Origin of the sequence: Streptomyces sp. NBC_00086, from assembly GCF_026343255.1 — a bacterium.
GTDB lineage: Bacteria > Actinomycetota > Actinomycetes > Streptomycetales > Streptomycetaceae > Streptomyces.
The window spans coordinates 3,192,170-3,208,919 of record NZ_JAPELZ010000001.1; the positions used below are offsets into that span (position 1 = coordinate 3,192,170).

At 71.5% G+C, this 16,750-nt stretch carries 15 protein-coding genes; 8 read left to right on the plus strand and 7 right to left on the minus strand.

The window, feature by feature from the left end; all coding sequences use genetic code 11:
• Positions 1-46 precede the first annotated feature (46 nt).
• On the plus strand, positions 47-1,012 hold the full coding sequence (locus tag OG276_RS13995) for a hypothetical protein (RefSeq protein ID WP_266905379.1): 966 nt from the start codon (positions 47-49) through the stop codon (positions 1,010-1,012).
• 8 nt (positions 1,013-1,020) lie between these two features.
• Positions 1,021-2,697 carry a pitrilysin family protein gene (locus OG276_RS14000; RefSeq protein WP_266905381.1) on the plus strand — a complete coding sequence of 559 codons (1,677 nt, stop codon included), beginning with the start codon at positions 1,021-1,023 and terminating at the stop codon, positions 2,695-2,697.
• Between the two features lie 87 nt (positions 2,698-2,784).
• On the opposite strand, the gene OG276_RS14005 is transcribed toward OG276_RS14000, so the two are convergent.
• The 4 genes from OG276_RS14005 to OG276_RS14020 form a co-directional block, all read right to left on the minus strand.
• The gene (locus OG276_RS14005) at positions 2,785-3,909 is read right to left on the minus strand and encodes a GuaB3 family IMP dehydrogenase-related protein (RefSeq protein ID WP_266905383.1); all 1,125 of its coding nucleotides are present in this window, start codon (positions 3,907-3,909) and stop codon (positions 2,785-2,787) included.
• Between the two features lie 167 nt (positions 3,910-4,076).
• Positions 4,077-5,591: an IMP dehydrogenase gene (guaB, locus tag OG276_RS14010; RefSeq protein WP_266905385.1), complete on the minus strand. Its 1,515-nt coding sequence runs from the start codon at positions 5,589-5,591 to the stop codon at positions 4,077-4,079.
• A 125-nt stretch (positions 5,592-5,716) separates the two neighbouring features.
• Positions 5,717-6,346: a sigma-70 family RNA polymerase sigma factor gene (locus OG276_RS14015; protein WP_266880655.1), complete on the minus strand. Its 630-nt coding sequence runs from the start codon at positions 6,344-6,346 to the stop codon at positions 5,717-5,719.
• 370 nt (positions 6,347-6,716) lie between these two features.
• Complete coding sequence (locus tag OG276_RS14020) at positions 6,717-7,328, minus strand: response regulator transcription factor (protein WP_003948568.1); 612 nt, start codon at positions 7,326-7,328, stop codon at positions 6,717-6,719.
• 379 nt (positions 7,329-7,707) lie between these two features.
• On the opposite strand from OG276_RS14020, the gene OG276_RS14025 reads away from it, so the two are divergent.
• Complete coding sequence (locus OG276_RS14025; protein WP_266905387.1) at positions 7,708-8,043, plus strand: WhiB family transcriptional regulator; 336 nt, start codon at positions 7,708-7,710, stop codon at positions 8,041-8,043.
• Positions 8,044-8,317: 274 nt separating this feature from the next.
• Here OG276_RS14025 and OG276_RS14030 read toward each other — a convergent pair whose 3' ends face one another.
• Positions 8,318-9,217 carry a LysR family transcriptional regulator gene (locus tag OG276_RS14030; protein WP_266905389.1) on the minus strand — a complete coding sequence of 300 codons (900 nt, stop codon included), beginning with the start codon at positions 9,215-9,217 and terminating at the stop codon, positions 8,318-8,320.
• A gap of 79 nt (positions 9,218-9,296) precedes the next feature.
• On the opposite strand from OG276_RS14030, the gene OG276_RS14035 reads away from it, so the two are divergent.
• The 3 genes from OG276_RS14035 to OG276_RS14045 all read left to right on the plus strand — a co-directional run bounded on the left by OG276_RS14035 (position 9,297) and on the right by OG276_RS14045 (position 11,546).
• Positions 9,297-9,974 carry an MOSC domain-containing protein gene (locus tag OG276_RS14035; RefSeq protein ID WP_266905391.1) on the plus strand — a complete coding sequence of 226 codons (678 nt, stop codon included), beginning with the start codon at positions 9,297-9,299 and terminating at the stop codon, positions 9,972-9,974.
• A 9-nt stretch (positions 9,975-9,983) separates the two neighbouring features.
• Positions 9,984-10,757, plus strand: coding sequence for an SDR family oxidoreductase (locus OG276_RS14040; protein WP_266905393.1), 774 nt, complete (start codon positions 9,984-9,986; stop codon positions 10,755-10,757).
• Between the two features lie 90 nt (positions 10,758-10,847).
• Positions 10,848-11,546, plus strand: a complete 699-nt coding sequence (locus OG276_RS14045) for an ester cyclase (RefSeq protein WP_266905395.1) — start codon at positions 10,848-10,850, stop codon at positions 11,544-11,546.
• Positions 11,547-11,638: 92 nt separating this feature from the next.
• On the opposite strand, the gene groL is transcribed toward OG276_RS14045, so the two are convergent.
• Both groL and groES read right to left on the minus strand, forming a co-directional pair.
• Positions 11,639-13,270 (minus strand): chaperonin GroEL, encoded by a 1,632-nt coding sequence (groL, locus tag OG276_RS14050; RefSeq protein WP_266905397.1) that lies wholly within the window; start codon positions 13,268-13,270, stop codon positions 11,639-11,641.
• Positions 13,271-13,406: 136 nt separating this feature from the next.
• On the minus strand, positions 13,407-13,715 hold the full coding sequence (gene groES / locus OG276_RS14055; protein ID WP_008739621.1) for a co-chaperone GroES: 309 nt from the start codon (positions 13,713-13,715) through the stop codon (positions 13,407-13,409).
• 888 nt (positions 13,716-14,603) lie between these two features.
• On the opposite strand from groES, the gene OG276_RS14060 reads away from it, so the two are divergent.
• On the plus strand, positions 14,604-15,293 hold the full coding sequence (locus tag OG276_RS14060) for a response regulator transcription factor (RefSeq protein ID WP_266905399.1): 690 nt from the start codon (positions 14,604-14,606) through the stop codon (positions 15,291-15,293).
• Entirely contained in the window at positions 15,286-16,686 is a 1,401-nt protein-coding gene (locus OG276_RS14065) for a HAMP domain-containing sensor histidine kinase (RefSeq protein ID WP_266905401.1), read from the plus strand. The genes OG276_RS14060 and OG276_RS14065 overlap by 8 nt, the downstream gene beginning before the upstream one ends.
• The last annotated feature ends 64 nt before the right edge of the window (positions 16,687-16,750 follow it).

Consider the following 16,750-nt stretch of genomic DNA (forward strand, 5'->3'; position numbering starts at 1 on the left):
CCGAATTCCCTGTTGCAACGATGCGAAACGATCATATGATCCGCCCGTGTCTGCCATCTCCGTGCCGCCCGACCGGCCGCTCCTCGACCCCGTCCTCGCCATCCCGGCCCTCGCGCCGCTGCGCGCGGCCACGCTGGCCGGGGACTGGGACTCCCTGACCGCCGCCTTCGCCGCCGTCCGCGACGAGGACGACCGCACCCTGGCCTCCCGGGTCGTCGCCGAGACCCCCGGGAGCGAGGAGTTCCTGCGGCTCACCGCCGAGCGGCTGCCGCGCGACCCGCTGGCCGCGACCCTGTACGCCGACCGGCTGCTGACCATGGGATGGCAGATCCGTACGGGCGAGTTCGCGGCGTTCGTGACCGGCAGCCGCCTCCAGGAGTTCCGGGCCCACCTGCGGCAAGCGGAGGCCGTGCTCATCAGCGTCTGCGCCGAGCACCCCGAGTACGCCCTCGCCTGGTACCTCCGGGTGAACACCGCGCGCGGACTCCAGCTCGGCCCGAGCGAGGTCCGCCGCCGCTACGACCGGCTCGTCGAGCACCACCCCCACCACTTCGCCGGACAGCAGCAACTGCTCCAGCAGCTGTGCCCCAAGTGGGGCGGCAGCTGGGAGGAGGCCGAGGAGTTCGCCGGCGCCTGCGCCGAGAAGGCCCGGCCCGGTTCCCCCGCGGCCACCCTCCTCGCGATCGTCCAGCTGGAGCACTGGCTGCACCTGATCCACACGGAACACGACGACGCCGAGGAGTACGTCGAGGACCCCGCCCGGCACGCCCAGCTCACCCGCGCGGCGGCCGCCTCCGTGCTGCACCCGGACTTCGACTCCGAGCGCCACCACGCCGTCACCGCCCACGGCGTCTTCGCCGCCCTGCACAGCCTGGCGGGCCGCTGGAACGAGGCCGCCCCGCACTTCCGGGCCCTCGGCAACCGGCTGAGCGGCTTCCCGTGGGAGTACCTCGACAGCGACCCCGTCGCCGAGTTCGAACGGCACCGCAAGCTCGCCCTGGCGATGGGCTGAGGAGCGACATGATCACCCACACCTCCGTGGACGGCGTCCCCACGCTCCTCGCCCACCGCCCCGGCCCGGTCACCGCGGGCCTGTTCTTCCGCGTCGGCCGCGCCGACGAGACCCTCGCCACCAGCGGCATCACCCACCTCGTCGAGCACCTCGCCCTGTACCGCCACGGTCTGAGCGATCTGCACTACAACGGCGCCACCGCCGCCGCCTACACCCACTTCCACGTCACCGGCACCCCGGCGGACGTGGTCGAGTACCTGACCGGCGTCTGCACCGCGCTGGGCGACCTCCCCATGGACCGGCTGAGCACCGAGAAGGAGATCCTGCGCACCGAGGCCGTCGGCCACGGCCGCGGAGCGGGCCACCACTCGGCCATCTGGCGCTACGGCGCACAGTCGTACGGGCTGACGAGCTACCCGGAGGCCGGTCTGACCGGCCTGACCGAGGAGGACGTGCGCGGCTGGGCCGGGGAATGGTTCACCCGCGAGAACGCCGTCCTGTGGATCACCAGCGACACCGTCCCCGAAGGCCTGACCCTCGACCTCCCCGCGGGCACCCGCCGCCCGGCTCCCGCCGCCACCTCGGCGCTGCCGCGGACACCCGCGTACTTCCCCGGGGAGGACGGCACGGTCGTCCTGAGCGCCGTCGTACCGCGCTCCACCGAGGCCTCGCTCTTCGCCGACGTCCTGGGCAAGGAGCTCTTCCGCGCCCTGCGCCAGAAGGGCGGCTACTCCTACACGGCGGCCGCCGACTACACCCTGCGCGACGGGTCCTGCGCGACGCTGACGGCCTTCGCCGACTCCCTGCCGCAGAAGCAGGACGCGGTGGTCGGCGGTCTCGTCGACGTCTTCGCGGCCCTGCGGGCCGGCCGGATCGCACAGAGCGACCTGGACGCCGTACGGGCCACCCGGCTCGCCCGGTTCGACGTACCGCACACGGATGCGGCGCTGCTGCCCGCGGCCGCCCTGGACCTCCTCATGGGCCGCTCCGCCCCCACGGAGAAGGAACTGCGGGCCGAGATCGAGGCGGTGACCACCGAGGACCTGCGCCGCATCGCCGAGGAGGTGTGGGCGGGCGCCCTGATGCAGGCGCCCGGCAGGGACGTGGAGTGGGCGGGCCTCACCTGCGCGCCGCAGGACTCCGACGACCTCGTCGAGGGCCGCCGGTTCACGATGTACGGCGAGGAGCTCGTTTCCCTGATCGTGGCCGAGGAGGGCATCAGCCTGGTCTCCACGGACAGCCGGATCACGGTCCGCTACGAGGACTGCGCCCTGATGCGGATCTACCCGGACGGCGGGCGCAGCCTCGTCGGGACCGACGGCTTCACCCTCGCCGTCGAACCCACCCTGTTCAAGATCACCGAGGCGGATCTGGCCCCGCTGGACACCGGGGTCCCCGCGGCGGTCGTGGTGCGCATGCCGGCTCGCGACCCCGGGCAGATCCCGCGGACCGACCAGCGGGTCCAGCTCTCCTCGCTGGCCCCGCACATCGGCATCTGGGTGATGCTCTCCCTGCTGACCACCCTGCTGACGCTCGGCGCCCTCCAGGGGGAGCTCCAGTCCCACGGCCCCGACGGGGCCGACTGGACGCTCGTCGGCTGCTTCGGCGCGATCGCGGCCCTGTGCGGGATCCCGACGGTCCGCACCCTGCTCAACATGCGCGCCTTCAAACGCCAGGAGGGCTGACCCCCGGCCGGCACCGGACCGGACATGCCGGAGGGCCGGCGCCCCGCAAAGGGGCGCCGGCCCTCCGGCATGCGTGGGGAAGAGCCGTCAGCGGCTGTGCTGCGAGTCCGCGATGGTGACCTCGACCCGCTGGAACTCCTTGAGCTCGCTGTAGCCGGTGGTGGCCATCGAGCGGCGCAGCGCGCCGAAGATGTTCATCGAACCGTCCGGGGAGTGCGACGGGCCGGTGAGGATCTCCTCGGTGGTGCCCACCGTGCCGAGGTCGACCTTCTTGCCGCGCGGCACGTCCTCGTGGACGGCCTCCATGCCCCAGTGGTTGCCCTTGCCGGGCGCGTCCGTGGCACGGGCCAGCGGGGAGCCCATCATCACGGCGTCGGCGCCGCAGGCGACGGCCTTGGGGATGTCGCCGGACCAGCCCACGCCGCCGTCGGCGATGACGTGCACGTAGCGGCCGCCGGACTCGTCCATGTAGTCGCGGCGGGCCGCGGCCACGTCGGCGACGGCGGTGGCCATCGGGACCTGGATGCCCAGGACGTTGCGCGTGGTGTGCGCGGCGCCGCCGCCGAAGCCGACCAGGACACCGGCAGCGCCGGTGCGCATCAGGTGCAGGGCCGCGGTGTAGGTGGCGCAGCCGCCCACGATGACCGGGACGTCGAGCTCGTAGATGAACTGCTTGAGGTTCAGCGGCTCGGCGGCGCCGGAGACGTGCTCCGCCGACACGGTGGTGCCGCGGATCACGAAGATGTCCACGCCCGCGTCGACGACGGCCTTGGAGAACTCGGCCGTGCGCTGCGGGGAGAGCGCGGCGGCGGTGACGACGCCCGAGTCGCGCACCTCCTTGATCCGCTGACGGATCAGGTCCGCCTGGATCGGAGCGGAGTAGATCTCCTGGAGACGGCGGGTCGCGGTCGCCTCGTCCAGCTCCGCGATCTCGTCGAGCAGCGGCTGCGGGTCCTCGTACCGGGTCCACAGGCCTTCGAGGTTCAGCACGCCGAGGCCGCCGAGCTCGCCGATGCGGATGGCGGTCTGCGGGGAGACGACCGAGTCCATGGGAGCGGCCAGGAACGGGAGCTCGAAGCGGTAGGCGTCGATCTGCCAGGCGATCGAGACCTCCTTCGGGTCCCGGGTACGGCGGCTGGGGACGATGGCGATGTCATCGAACGCGTACGCCCGGCGGCCGCGCTTGCCGCGCCCGATCTCGATCTCAGTCACGTGTGGTGGCCTTTCCTGTGGGTCTGCCCGTCCAGTATCCCCGAACCCCGGCGCGCCGCGTTCCGGTGACCGCTGTACGGACGCACGCACCGGGCACGCCGGAGGGGCGGACCCGTGCGGGCCCGCCCCTCCGGTGCTGCTCAGGTGCTGCTCGAGCGCTGCTGCGATCAGCCCTTGCGGCTGTAGTTCGGAGCCTCGACGGTCATCTGGATGTCGTGCGGGTGGCTCTCCTTGAGCCCCGCCGAGGTGATCCGGACGAAGCGGCCCCGGTCCTGGAGCTCCGGCACCGTGCGGCCGCCGACGTAGAACATCGACTGGCGCAGACCGCCGACGAGCTGGTGCACCACCGCGGAGAGCGGGCCGCGGTACGGGACCTGACCCTCGATGCCCTCGGGGATGAGCTTGTCGTCGCCGCCCACGCCCTCCTGGAAGTAGCGGTCCTTGGAGAAGGACTTGCGGTCGCCGCGGGACTGCATCGCGCCGAGCGAGCCCATGCCGCGGTACGACTTGAACTGCTTGCCGTTGATGAAGAGCAGCTCGCCCGGGGACTCCTCGCAGCCCGCGAGCAGCGAGCCGAGCATCACGGTGTCGGCGCCGGCGACGAGCGCCTTCGCGATGTCGCCGGAGTACTGCAGGCCGCCGTCGCCGATGACCGGCACGCCGGCCGCCTTGGCGGCGAGCGCGGCCTCGTAGATCGCGGTGACCTGCGGAACGCCGATGCCGGCGACGACGCGGGTCGTGCAGATGGAGCCGGGGCCGACGCCGACCTTGATGCCGTCGCAGCCGGCGTCGATGAGGGCCTGGGCGCCGTCGCGGGTGGCGATGTTGCCGCCGATCACGTCGACCGTGGAGTTCGACTTGATCTTGGAGACCATGTCGCCGACGAGGCGGGAGTGGCCGTGGGCGGTGTCGACGACGATGAAGTCGGCGCCCGCCTCGATCAGGGCCTGGGCCCGCTCGTACGCGTCGCCCGCGACACCGACGGCCGCGCCGACGAGGAGCCGGCCGTCCTTGTCCTTGGCGGCGTTCGGGTACTTCTCGGCCTTGACGAAGTCCTTGACCGTGATGAGGCCCTTGAGGAGACCGGCCTCGTCGACGAGCGGCAGCTTCTCGATCTTGTGGCGTCGCAGCAGCTCCATGGCGTCCACGCCGGAGATGCCCACCTTGCCCGTGACCAGCGGCATCGGGGTCATGACCTCGCGCACCTGGCGGCTGCGGTCCGACTCGAAGGCCATGTCGCGGTTGGTGACGATGCCGAGCAGCTTGCCCGCCGGGTCGGTGACCGGGACGCCGGAGATGCGGAACTTCGCGCAGAGCTCGTCGGCCTCGCGCAGGGTCGCGTCGGGGTGCACCGTGATCGGGTCGGTGACCATGCCGGACTCGGAGCGCTTGACCAGGTCGACCTGGTTGGCCTGGTCGACGATGGAGAGGTTGCGGTGCAGCACGCCGACGCCGCCCTGGCGGGCCATCGCGATGGCCATCCGGGCCTCGGTGACCTTGTCCATGGCGGCGGAGAGCAGCGGGACGTTCACACGGACGTTGCGGGAGATGAGCGAGGAGGTGTCGATGGCGTCCGGGGACATGTCCGAGGACCCCGGAAGCAGCAGCACATCGTCATAGGTGAGGCCGAGCGTGGCGAATTTGTCGGGCATCCCAGTCGAGTCGCTGCCGTTCACAGTCATGACACCTTCCAAGATGGTCTTGCTCAGCGCGGATGTCCATGCTAACGGGATCCCGACGCCTCTCATTCCACGACGAAGATCGATGCCAAGGTTCGTATCTTCCTACGGGAAAAAACCCGTACGGCCTACTGCTCGGCGAGCGCACGGAGCCGGCTCAGCGCCCGGTGCTGGGCGACGCGCACCGCCCCGGGGGACATTCCGAGCATCTGCCCGGTCTCTTCGGCGGTCAGTCCGACGGCCACGCGCAGGACGAGGAGCTCGCGCTGGTTCTCCGGCAGGTTGGCGAGCAGCTTCTTGGCCCAGGCGGCGTCACTGCTCAGCAGGGCGCGCTCTTCGGGGCCGAGGGAGTCGTCGGGCCGTTCCGGCATCTCGTCGGAGGGCACGGCCGTACTGCCCGGATGGCGCATGGCGGCCCGCTGGAGATCGGCGACCTTGTGCGCGGCGATGGCGAAGACGAAGGCCTCGAAGGGGCGCCCGGTGTCGCGGTAGCGCGGCAGTGCCATCAGGACGGCGACGCAGACCTCCTGCGCCAGGTCCTCCACGAAGTGACGAGCGTCACCCGGAAGGCGGGACAGGCGGGAGCGGCAGTAGCGGATGGCGAGGGGGTGCACGAAGGCGAGCAGATCGTGCGTGGCCTGCTCGTCGCCTTCCACCGCACGGCGTACGAGCGCGCTGACGGTACCGTCGCCGCTGTTGCGGGAGGCGCCGCCGCCGCCTGTGGTCGCGGGTGACCCCGGGGCCTCGTCGTCGCGCATCAATCCATGGTGCCTTGGTGCCGGGGTATTCGCGGCACCGCGGCCCGTGTTGTACGTCGAAGCGTTATGCGTCGACGGGTTGTGCGGGGTGGGTGCACCGGAACTCATGCTCTGGCCCCTCCCCTCCCGCTCGGCCGAATCGTCCCCGCGGCGACATCTCCAGGATGCGCCACACCCTCAAGCATGCGGCATCGCGCCCGAAGCGACACGTCCCCCGGATTGTGCACCGTCAATCCCCGGTGCGCACCCGGGTGCGGCGGATCGGACGGCGGGAGATTCCGGAGGGCGGTCGGGACCGCGGGATCCGGGGAGCCGGGCGGGCCGACCCGCCCGAAGCACCGCCGGCCGGTGAGGGCCGGCGGCCCTGCGGTCAGCGGACCAGGCCCCAGCGGAACCCGAGCGCCACGGCGTGCGCACGGTCGGACGCGCCCAGCTTCTTGAACAGCCGGCGGGCGTGCGTCTTGACCGTGTCCTCGGAGAGGAAGAGCTCGCGCCCGATCTCCGCGTTGGACCGGCCGTGGCTCATGCCCTCCAGCACCTGGATCTCGCGCGCGGTGAGCGTGGGCGCGGCGCCCATCTCGGCCGAGCGGAGCCGGCGCGGGGCCAGCCTCCAGGTCGGGTCGGCGAGGGCCTGGGTGACCGTGGCCCGCAGTTCGGCGCGCGAGGCGTCCTTGTGCAGATAGCCCCGGGCGCCGGCGGCGACCGCGAGGGCCACGCCGTCCAGGTCCTCGGCGACCGTCAGCATGATGATGCGGGCGCCGGGATCGGCCGAGAGCAGCCGGCGAACCGTCTCCACACCGCCGAGCCCGGGCATCCGTACATCCATCAGAATCAGGTCGGAACGGTCGGCACCCCAGCGGCGGAGGACTTCCTCGCCGTTGGCAGCCGTCGTCACACGCTCGACGCCGGGCACGGTGGCAACCGCGCGACGGAGCGCCTCTCGGGCAAGCGGGGAGTCGTCGCAGACGAGGACGGATGTCATGACCGCCCTCCGCAGCTGCTGATGCGCGTCACCTTGAGCCTCCAGGCTGGTACGTATCGTCACCTGTGCGGTCGATGCCCCCGGACACCTGTCCGAGAACTTCTTGGTTCAACCGCCTTCGCACTCTCAACGATGGTCACTCGAAAGAGTTACGGGTCGGACGGACACCTTCGGCACTCTACGTGAGGAAGCGAACACAAGGCAGGTGCCACTCGCCGCGTGTCCTCCAGATGACGGTATGCCCTATTTGGCGGCTTTCCTTCCGTTTGGCGCATGTCTGAGGCTAGATTCCCAATGAGTCATATTTACATCTACTACGACAGTAGGTGTGGAGACATGGACCGTATCCGCCTCAGTACCGGCACCAAGAGGACTACCAATGGCAGATTTCTCCCGCCTCCCCGGACCGAACGCCGACCTCTGGGACTGGCAGCTGCTGGCTGCCTGCCGCGGGGTCGACAGCTCCCTCTTCTTCCACCCGGAAGGCGAGCGGGGCGCGGCCAGGAGCGCGCGCGAGACCTCGGCTAAAGAGGTCTGCATGCGATGCCCGGTGCGTTCTGAATGCGCCGCGCACGCACTCGCCGTCCGTGAGCCCTACGGGGTGTGGGGTGGCCTCACCGAGGATGAACGCGAAGAACTGATGGGCCGCGCACGCCATCGCCTGATCCCGGCGACGAGCGCGATCGGACCGAGCACGCCGATCGCTCCGCACTGAGCGGGCTTCACACGAAACGACCGAAGGAACGTTTCTTCGAATCATCGGAAGACGCAGCACCGGAAGACGCGGCACCGGCACGCACGGGCGCGTCCCGTACCGGACCGGGCTGCCACCCGACCGGCCGTACCGCCGTACGGTCCTTCGCGTGGCGGCCTCCGTCCGGCGCGGGTGGTCCGGGGCCGACGGTCCGCCGCTGACGGTCGGCCGCCGCCGACTGTCCGGCCATCCGGCCCATCGGCGGACGGTCGGCGCCGGCCCGGGCGCCGGGCCCTCAGCGCCGGGCGGCCCGCTCCAGCTGGTCCAGGGTCGCGGCCACCGCCGGGACCCTGGCCAGGTCGGGCAGGGTCAGCGCGACGACCTCCCGCTCGACGGCCGGTTCCACGACGAGCGTGCTCACGCCCTTGGCCCGTACGGACTCCACCGCGAGCTCCGGCAGCACCGCGACCCCGAGCCCGGCCCCGACCAGGCCGACCACGGCCGGGTAGTCGTCGGTGGCGAAGTCGATGCGCGGGGTGAAGCCGACGGCCTCGCACACCTCCACCAGATGGCGGCGGCAGCGCGGGCAGCCCGCGATCCAGGGCTCGTCGGCCAGCTCCGCCATGCCCACCCGCTCCGCACCCGCGAGCCGGTGCCCCTCGGGCACCAGTCCGACGAGCCGGTCGGTCAGCAGCGGCCGGACCACGAGGTCCTCCCACTCGGACGCCGATCCGGAGGCCCCGCCGTAGCGGAAGGCCAGCGCGAGGTCGCAGTCGCCCTCGCGCAGCATCTCCACCGAGCGCGGCGGTTCCGCCTCGACCAGCGAGATCCGGGTCCCCGGATGCTCGGCGCGCATCGCCGCGAGCGCGGTCGGCACCAGCGTGGAGCTTCCGCTGGGGAAGGAGACCAGCCGGACCCGGCCGGCGCGCAGCCCGGCGATGGCCGCGACCTCCTCCTCGGCGGCGGTCAGCCCGGCGAGGATCCCGGCGGCATGCCGGACCAGCGCCTCACCGGCCTGGGTGAGCCGCATTTCGCGCCCGGTGCGGATCAGCAGCGGGGTGCCGGCGGACTGCTCCAGCGCCTTCATCTGCTGGGAGACGGCCGGCTGGGTGCAGCCGAGCTCGCGGGCGGCGGCGGAGAAGGACCCGGTTCCGGCGACAGCGCGCAGAACTCGGAGATGGCGTGCCTCGATCACCCTCCGAGCATAAGGGGTGCTTTGATCTCGGTGCGAATAATGCCCGGCTGCTTTGGGGCGGTTCGGCTAGCGTGGCTCCATGCATCTGATCTCCGTGAACCTCGGCCGCGCGACGGCCGTCGACCACACCGACGCCCCGGACGGGCTCACCGGTCACGGCAAGGTTCCGGCGCCGGGCCCCGTACGCGTCTTCGCGCCCGGCCCCAAGGGTGTCGGCGCGAGCGGGGTGGAGGGGGACGACGTCTGCCATCTGCGCCATCACGGCGGCGACCACCAGGCCGTGTACGCGTACGCCCGCGAGGACCTGGAGTGGTGGGAGGCCGAGCTCGGCCGTGAACTGCCCGGCGGGATCTTCGGCGAGAACTTCACCACCTCCGGCCTCGACGTGAACGGCGCGCTGCTCGGCGAGCGCTGGCGGGTCGGCCCCGACCTGCTCCTGGAAGTGGCCTCGGCCCGCATCCCGTGCCGGACCTTCCAGGGGATGCTCGGCGAGAAGGCCTGGGTCAAGCGGTTCACGCAGGAGGCCCGGCCGGGCGCCTACCTGCGGGTCCTGCGGGAGGGCTCGGTCTCCCCCGGCGACACCATCGAGGTCGTGCACCGCCCTGACCACGAGGTGACGGTGGAGTTCTGGTTCCGCGCCTTCACCACCGAGCGGGAGCTGCTGCCGCGCACGCTGGCGGCGGGTGACGCGCTGGAGCCGGAGGCCCGGGACAAGGCGCTGGCCCACGTGGAGAAGTACGGGAAGCCGGGCGACTAGGTTGCGCCTATGACGACTGCGTTGATTACGGGATCCACGGCGGGCATCGGCGCCGCCTTCGCCCGGCGGCTCGCCGCCCAGGGGCACAACCTCGTCCTGGTGGCCCGGGACACGAAGCGGCTCGGCGAGCAGGCCACCGAGCTGCACGACCGGCACGGGATCGAAGCGGAGGTGCTGGCCGCCGACCTCTCCACCGAGGAGGGCATCGCGGCGGTCGAGGAGCGCCTCGCCGACCCCAAGCACCCGGTCGACCTGCTGGTGAACAACGCGGGCTTCGGCAACAAGGGCCGCTACCTGGAAGTCTCCATGGCCGACGAGCTGACCATGCTGAAGGTCCACATCGAGGCCGTGCTGCGGCTGACCTCGGCGGCCGTGGAGCCGATGCGCTCGCGCGGGCGCGGCGGCGTGATCAACGTGGCCTCGGTGGCCGCCTTCCTGCCGCGCGGCACCTACGGGGCGAGCAAGGCCTGGGTCGTGCAGTTCACCCAGGGCGCGGCCAAGGACCTGACCGGCTCGGGCGTACGGCTGATGGCGCTGTGCCCGGGCTTCGTACGGACCGAGTTCCACGAGCGGGCCGGCATGGGCACGGACAACATCCCGGGCTGGATGTGGCTCGACGCCGACAAGCTGGTGGCGGCGGCGCTGGCCGATCTGGCCCGGGGCAAGACGGTGTCGATCCCGGACCCGCGGTACAAGGCGCTGATGGGCGTGGTGAAGCTGACCCCTCGCGGGCTGCTGGGCGGGATGTCCTCGCGCACCGGGCGCAAGTACGGGCCGCAGTAGCCCCGCCCGTGGTGACCTGTGAGTAAACGCGGCATATGGGTGAAATCTCCCTAGACTGGATGTGTCCCATCCAGCGCGGGAGGCGACGCGATGACATTCGTACAAGTGATCGACTACGAGACCAAGCGCTTCGACGAGATGAACAGTCTCATCGACCGCTATGCCGAGCAGACCGCCGGCAAGCGCACGGTCACCCACACCCTCATCGGCAAGGACCGCGACTCCAAGACCCACTACGTGGACCTCGTCGAATTCCCCTCGTACGAAGAGGCCATGAGGAACTCTCAACTCCCGGAAACCGACCGGATGTTCCAGGAGATGGTGGCGCTCTGCGACGGAATGCCGAAGTTCATGAACCTCGACGTGGTCCGCGACGAGTACCTCAACAAGCTCGTCGTGAACCGCTTCCTCGAAGAGGTCGTGGGCAAGGGCAACTTCGACGCCATCGAAGAATGCATCGCGGCCGACTACGTCACTCACGACATCATGGAGAGCGCCGGAGAGGGCAACGGGCGCGAGGGCATCCGCAAGACCGTCGGCATGTGGCGGGGCGCCTTCGACATGACCTTCGACATGACGCGCCAGATCGCCGAAGGCGACTGCGTCACCACCCTGTGGGACTGGAAGGGCACCCACAAGGGCGAGTTCATGGGGGTCGCGCCGACGGGCAAGGAATTCACCATGTCGGGTTGTACGACCTGCCGGATCGAGAACGGCCAGATCGCCGAGGACTGGTGGTACTACGACGCACCGGGGCTGATGCGCCAGATGGGCATGATGCCCGGATAGCAGACGGAGAAGCAGACGGGAAAGCCCCGGTCACCACCGCTTGGCAGCGGTGACCGGGGCTTTGCCGTGTTTACCCGTGCTTACTGACGAGGTCAGTGGCTGTGGCCGTGGCCACCGTGGCCGTGACCGGCGTCGCCCTCGTCCTCGGCCGGCTTCTCGACGACCAGGGTCTCGGTCGTGAGCAGCAGCGACGCGATGGAAGCGGCGTTCTCCAGCGCGGAGCGGGTGACCTTGACCGGGTCGATGACGCCGGCCTTGACCAGGTCGCCGTACTCGCCGGTGGCGGCGTTGAAGCCCTGGCCCTTTTCGAGCTCGGCGACCTTCGCGGTGATGACGTAGCCCTCGAGGCCGGCGTTCTCCGCGATCCAGCGCAGCGGCTCGACGGCGGCGCGGCGCACGACCGCGACACCGGTGGCCTCGTCGCCCGACAGGCCGAGGTTGCCTTCCAGCACCTTCACGGCGTGGACGAGAGCGGAGCCACCGCCGGAGACGATGCCCTCCTCGACCGCGGCGCGGGTCGCCGAGATGGCGTCCTCGAGACGGTGCTTCTTCTCCTTGAGCTCCACCTCGGTGGCGGCGCCGACCTTGATGACGCAGACGCCGCCGGCGAGCTTCGCCAGGCGCTCCTGCAGCTTCTCGCGGTCCCAGTCCGAGTCGGTCGACTCGATCTCGGCCTTGATCTGGTTGACGCGGCCGAGGACCTCGTCGGAGGAGCCGCCACCGTCGACGATGGTGGTGTTGTCCTTGGAGATCGTGACGCGGCGGGCGGAGCCCAGTACGTCCAGACCGGCCTGGTCGAGCTTGAGGCCGACCTCCTCGGCGATGACGGTGGCACCGGTGAGGGTGGCCATGTCCTGCAGCATCGCCTTGCGGCGGTCACCGAAGCCGGGCGCCTTGACGGCGACGGCGTTGAAGGTGCCACGGATCTTGTTGACGACGAGGGTGGAGAGCGCCTCGCCCTCGACGTCCTCGGCGATGATCAGGAGCGGCTTGGAGGCGCCGGCCTGGATGACCTTCTCCAGCAGCGGCAGGAGGTCCTGGATCGAGGAGATCTTGCCCTGGTTGATCAGGATGTACGGGTCATCGAGGATGGCCTCCATACGCTCCTGGTCGGAGACCATGTACGGGGACAGGTAGCCCTTGTCGAAGGCCATGCCCTCGGTGAACTCCAGCTCCAGGCCGAAGGCGTTGGACTCCTCGACGGTGATGACACCGTCCTTGCCGACCTTGTCCATCGCCTCGGCGATGAGGTCACCGACCTGCTGGTCCTGCGCGGAGAGCGCGGCCACGGCAGCGATGTCGGACTTGTCCTCGATCGGACGGGCGGTCGCCAGGAGCTCGTCGGAGACGGCCTTGACCGCGGCGTCGATGCCCTTCTTCAGGGCGGCCGGGGAAGCACCCGCGGCGACGTTGCGCAGACCCTCGCGGACCAGCGCCTGCGCCAGGACGGTGGCGGTGGTGGTGCCGTCACCCGCGACGTCGTTGGTCTTGGTCGCGACCTCCTTGACGAGCTGCGCGCCAAGGTTCTCGTACGGGTCGTCGAGCTCGACCTCACGGGCGATGGTGACGCCGTCGTTCGTGATGGTCGGAGCGCCGAACTTCTTGTCGATGACGACGTTGCGGCCCTTGGGACCGATCGTCACCTTCACGGTGTCGGCAAGCTTGTTGACGCCACGCTCAAGGGCGCGACGGGCGTCCTCGTCAAACTTGAGAATCTTCGGCATGGGAGCGGTTCAGCCCTCTCGTTGCTATCCCCGGCCGCTCACCGCGACCGCCTGTCAGACACGAACTACGCCCCTCGCCGCCCGGCATCAGCAGGGGTGACCAGGGGCGTAGCTCAAAGCAAAACTGCAGAAGTGATTACTTCTCGACGATCGCGAGCACGTCGCGGGCCGAGAGGACGAGGTACTCCTCGCCGTTGTACTTCACTTCGGTGCCGCCGTACTTGGAGTACAGGACGACGTCGCCGACGGTGACGTCCAGCGGGAGACGCTGGCCGTCCTCGAAGCGACCCGGACCCACGGCGAGGACGACGCCCTCCTGGGGCTTCTCCTTCGCGGTGTCCGGGATGACCAGGCCAGAGGCCGTGGTCTGCTCGGCGTCGAGCGGCTGGACCACAATGCGGTCCTCGAGCGGCTTGATGGCAACCTTGGAGCTGGTGGTCGTCACGATCTGACCTTCCGCTTCGGAGATCCGGGGTTAATTGTCTGAGGTGGCGACCAGGTCGATCCGTCGTCGCGGGTGCCGGATCTGCCTGTCGCTGTGTTGGCACTCGCCAGGGGTGAGTGCCAGACGCGAGACTATTCCGGGGATTAGCACTCGGTCAAGCGGAGTGCCAATACGCGCCGCTGGTTTCGCAGCCGGGGCCGCCTGGATCCGCCCCTCGTGCGGCGCCGTTCCCGGGGACCAGTCCCCGGGCCCCTGCGCCTCAAACGCCGGCGGGGCTGGGGTGTGGTCGGCGTCTGCCTGGCTGCGCGGGGTGGGTCGGTGCCGGGGTCGGGGTGGGGTGTCGGCCTGGACTGCATGATTTAGGCGCCCCCTCCTCAACTCCGACAGGGCGCGACATGCACCAGCGCCACAAATCACGCTCTACGTCCAGGCCGACACCCCACCCCGCCCCCGTCCCCGACCCGGGCCGCCGAATTCAGCCTCGCCGGCGTTTGAGGCGCGGGGTCTGGGGCGGAGCCCCAGGGGGCTGGGCGCAGCTTGGGGACTCCTTCCGGACCGGGCTGCGCCAATTCAGCCGTCCGGCGTTTGAGGACCGGGGTCTGGGGCGGAGCCCCAGGGGTCCGGGCGCAGCCCGGGGCCCCGCTTGTAGCCCGTCCGGCGTTTGAGGACCGGGGCAGGGCCGGCCCTGGGAACGGTGGAAGGGCGGGTCGGGGACTTCGCCCCGCAGGGCCGACCCAGCCGCACCCGCCCACCGGGCCCCACGCCGGGCGGCGGCCAACACCGACGGGCCGCCTCCGGACGGAGGCGCGAAGCCGGTGAGGCCCGCCAGGAGCGCACCGCGCGAGCGGCGCGTCAAGGGAGGAAAGCCCGGTATGTGAGGCTTGGGGCATGCGGATCCTGGTCGTCGAAGACGAAGTCAGCCTCGCCGATTCACTGCGGCGCGGCCTCTCCGCCGACGGCCACTGGGTCGATCTGGCCCACGACGGCCACCACGGCCTGGACCTGGCCCTCACCGGAGGCCCGTACGACGTGGTCCTCCTCGACCTGATGCTCCCCGGCCTCTCGGGCTACGAGATCTGCACCCGGATGCGGTCCCACGGCGTCGCCACCCCGGTGCTGATGCTGACCGCCAAGGACGGCGAGTACGACGAGGCCGAGGGCCTGGACTCGGGTGCGGACGACTATCTGACGAAGCCGTTCTCCTTCGTCGTCCTCGCCGCCAGGCTCCGCGCCCTCACCCGCCGCGCCACCGCCGGCGACACCGCCCGGACCGGCGTCCTGCAGGCCGGCGACCTGGTCCTGGATCCCCGCGGCCGCCGCTGCCGCCGCGGCACGCACGAGATCGAGCTGACCGCCCGCGAGCTCGGCGTCCTGGGCTGCCTGATGGAGCAGCCCGGCCTGGCCGTCGCCAAGCAGGACATCCTCGACGAGGTCTGGGACACCCCGCACGGCATCGACCCGAACATCGTCGAGGTCTACGTCTCCTCGCTCCGCCGGAAGATCGACGCCCCCTTCGGCCGCCGCTCGATCCTCACCGTGCACGGCACCGGCTACCGGATGGCCCCGGACGGTGGCTGAGCCGCGGTCGAAGCCCCGGCCCCGCCGCCTCGGCAGCCTCCGCTCCCGCGCCGCCGCGGCCGCCGCCCTCGCGATGGCCGCCGTCCTGGCCGCCGGCGGGCTGTGGCTCTACGCCCTGCTGCGCGCCAACCTCATCGAGAACACCACCGGCCGCACCGAGCTCGCCGCCCGCAAGGTCGCCGCCCAGTACGACACCGGGAGCCTGCCGCCCGGGGGCCGGCTGCCCGCGCCCGAGGGCGGGGTCGACCTGGTCCTCGTGCGGAACGGGGCCGGCGCGGTCGTGGCCACCAGCGGGGACCTGAAGGACACCCCGGAGGTCACGGAGCTGAGCCCCGCCCCCGGCCAGGACGTGCGGTCGGCCGTCCTGCCGCCCGCGCGCCCCGGCGCACAGCGGCGCGTGGTGGTCGCCGTGAACGCACCCGGCCCGCCGGGGGCACACGACCCGCACACCGTCTACGCCGCGACCGTGCTCGGAGACGTGGACGACGCCAACCGGGCCGTCGCGCTCGGCCTGCTGGCCGGCGCGCCCCCGCTGATCGTCTTCGCGGCGGCCCTGGCCTGGTGGGTGACGGGCCACGCGCTGCGCCCGGTCACCGCGATCCGCACCGGGCTGGCGGCGGTCACCGGGAGCGAGCTGGACCGGCGGGTCCCCGACCCGGGCGGCGCCGACGAGATCGCGCAGCTGGCCCGGACGGTCAACGACACGCTCGACCGGCTGGAGCGCGGCGACGCCCGGCAGCGGCAGTTCACCGCCGACGCCTCGCACGAGCTGCGCAACCCCCTCGCGGCCGTCCGGTCCCGGCTGGAGGTGGCGTTGCGGGACCCCGACCGGGAGTCGGTGGCGGCCGCGCTGGCCGATACCGAGCGGCTGCAGGCGATCGCGGCCGATCTGCTCCTGCTGGCCCGCCTCGACGGCGGGCCCGCGCCGCGCACCGAGCCGGTGGACCTCGCGCTGCTGGCCGCCGAGGACGCGGCGCGGCGCCCCGGGACCCGGGTTCCGCTACGGCTGGACGCGCGGGCTCCCGTACCGACCGCCGGGGATCCGGCGCGGCTGGAGCGGGCGCTGGCCAACCTGGTGGACAACGCCCTGCGGTACGCCCGTACCGGGGTCGTGGTCCGGGCCTCGGCCGAGGACGGCTGGGCGCTGCTGGAGGTCACGGACGACGGACCGGGCATCCCGGAGGCCGACCGGGACCGGGTCTTCGAGCGGTTCGTACGGCTGGACGCGGACCGGGGCCGCGCCGGTGGCGGCACCGGCCTGGGGCTGGCCATCGCCCGGGAGATCGCGCGGGCGCACGGCGGTGAGGTCCGTGCGCTCCCGGCGCCCGCCGGAGGCGCCCGGCTGGTGCTGCGCGTGCCCGCCCCGGCCGAATTCGGCCCCGCCGGCGCTTGAGGCCCGGGGTCCCGGGTCCGGGGTCCGGGGGCAGCGGCGGCGGCCCGGCCCTGAAGGCATCCTC

Bases quoted from the DNA above. Each gene is read 5' to 3' on its own strand.
- OG276_RS14000 (WP_266905381.1), top strand. From the start codon at position 1,021: ATGATCACCCACACCTCCGTGGACGGCGTCCCCACGCTCCTCGCCCAC.
- guaB (WP_266905385.1), bottom strand. From the start codon at position 5,591: ATGACTGTGAACGGCAGCGACTCGACTGGGATGCCCGACAAATTCGCC.
- OG276_RS14015 (WP_266880655.1), bottom strand. From the start codon at position 6,346: ATGCGCGACGACGAGGCCCCGGGGTCACCCGCGACCACAGGCGGCGGC.
- OG276_RS14020 (WP_003948568.1), bottom strand. From the start codon at position 7,328: ATGACATCCGTCCTCGTCTGCGACGACTCCCCGCTTGCCCGAGAGGCG.
- OG276_RS14025 (WP_266905387.1), top strand. From the start codon at position 7,708: ATGGCAGATTTCTCCCGCCTCCCCGGACCGAACGCCGACCTCTGGGAC.
- OG276_RS14035 (WP_266905391.1), top strand. From the start codon at position 9,297: ATGCATCTGATCTCCGTGAACCTCGGCCGCGCGACGGCCGTCGACCAC.
- OG276_RS14040 (WP_266905393.1), top strand. From the start codon at position 9,984: ATGACGACTGCGTTGATTACGGGATCCACGGCGGGCATCGGCGCCGCC.
- OG276_RS14045 (WP_266905395.1), top strand. From the start codon at position 10,848: ATGACATTCGTACAAGTGATCGACTACGAGACCAAGCGCTTCGACGAG.
- groL (WP_266905397.1), bottom strand. From the start codon at position 13,270: ATGCCGAAGATTCTCAAGTTTGACGAGGACGCCCGTCGCGCCCTTGAG.
- OG276_RS14060 (WP_266905399.1), top strand. From the start codon at position 14,604: ATGCGGATCCTGGTCGTCGAAGACGAAGTCAGCCTCGCCGATTCACTG.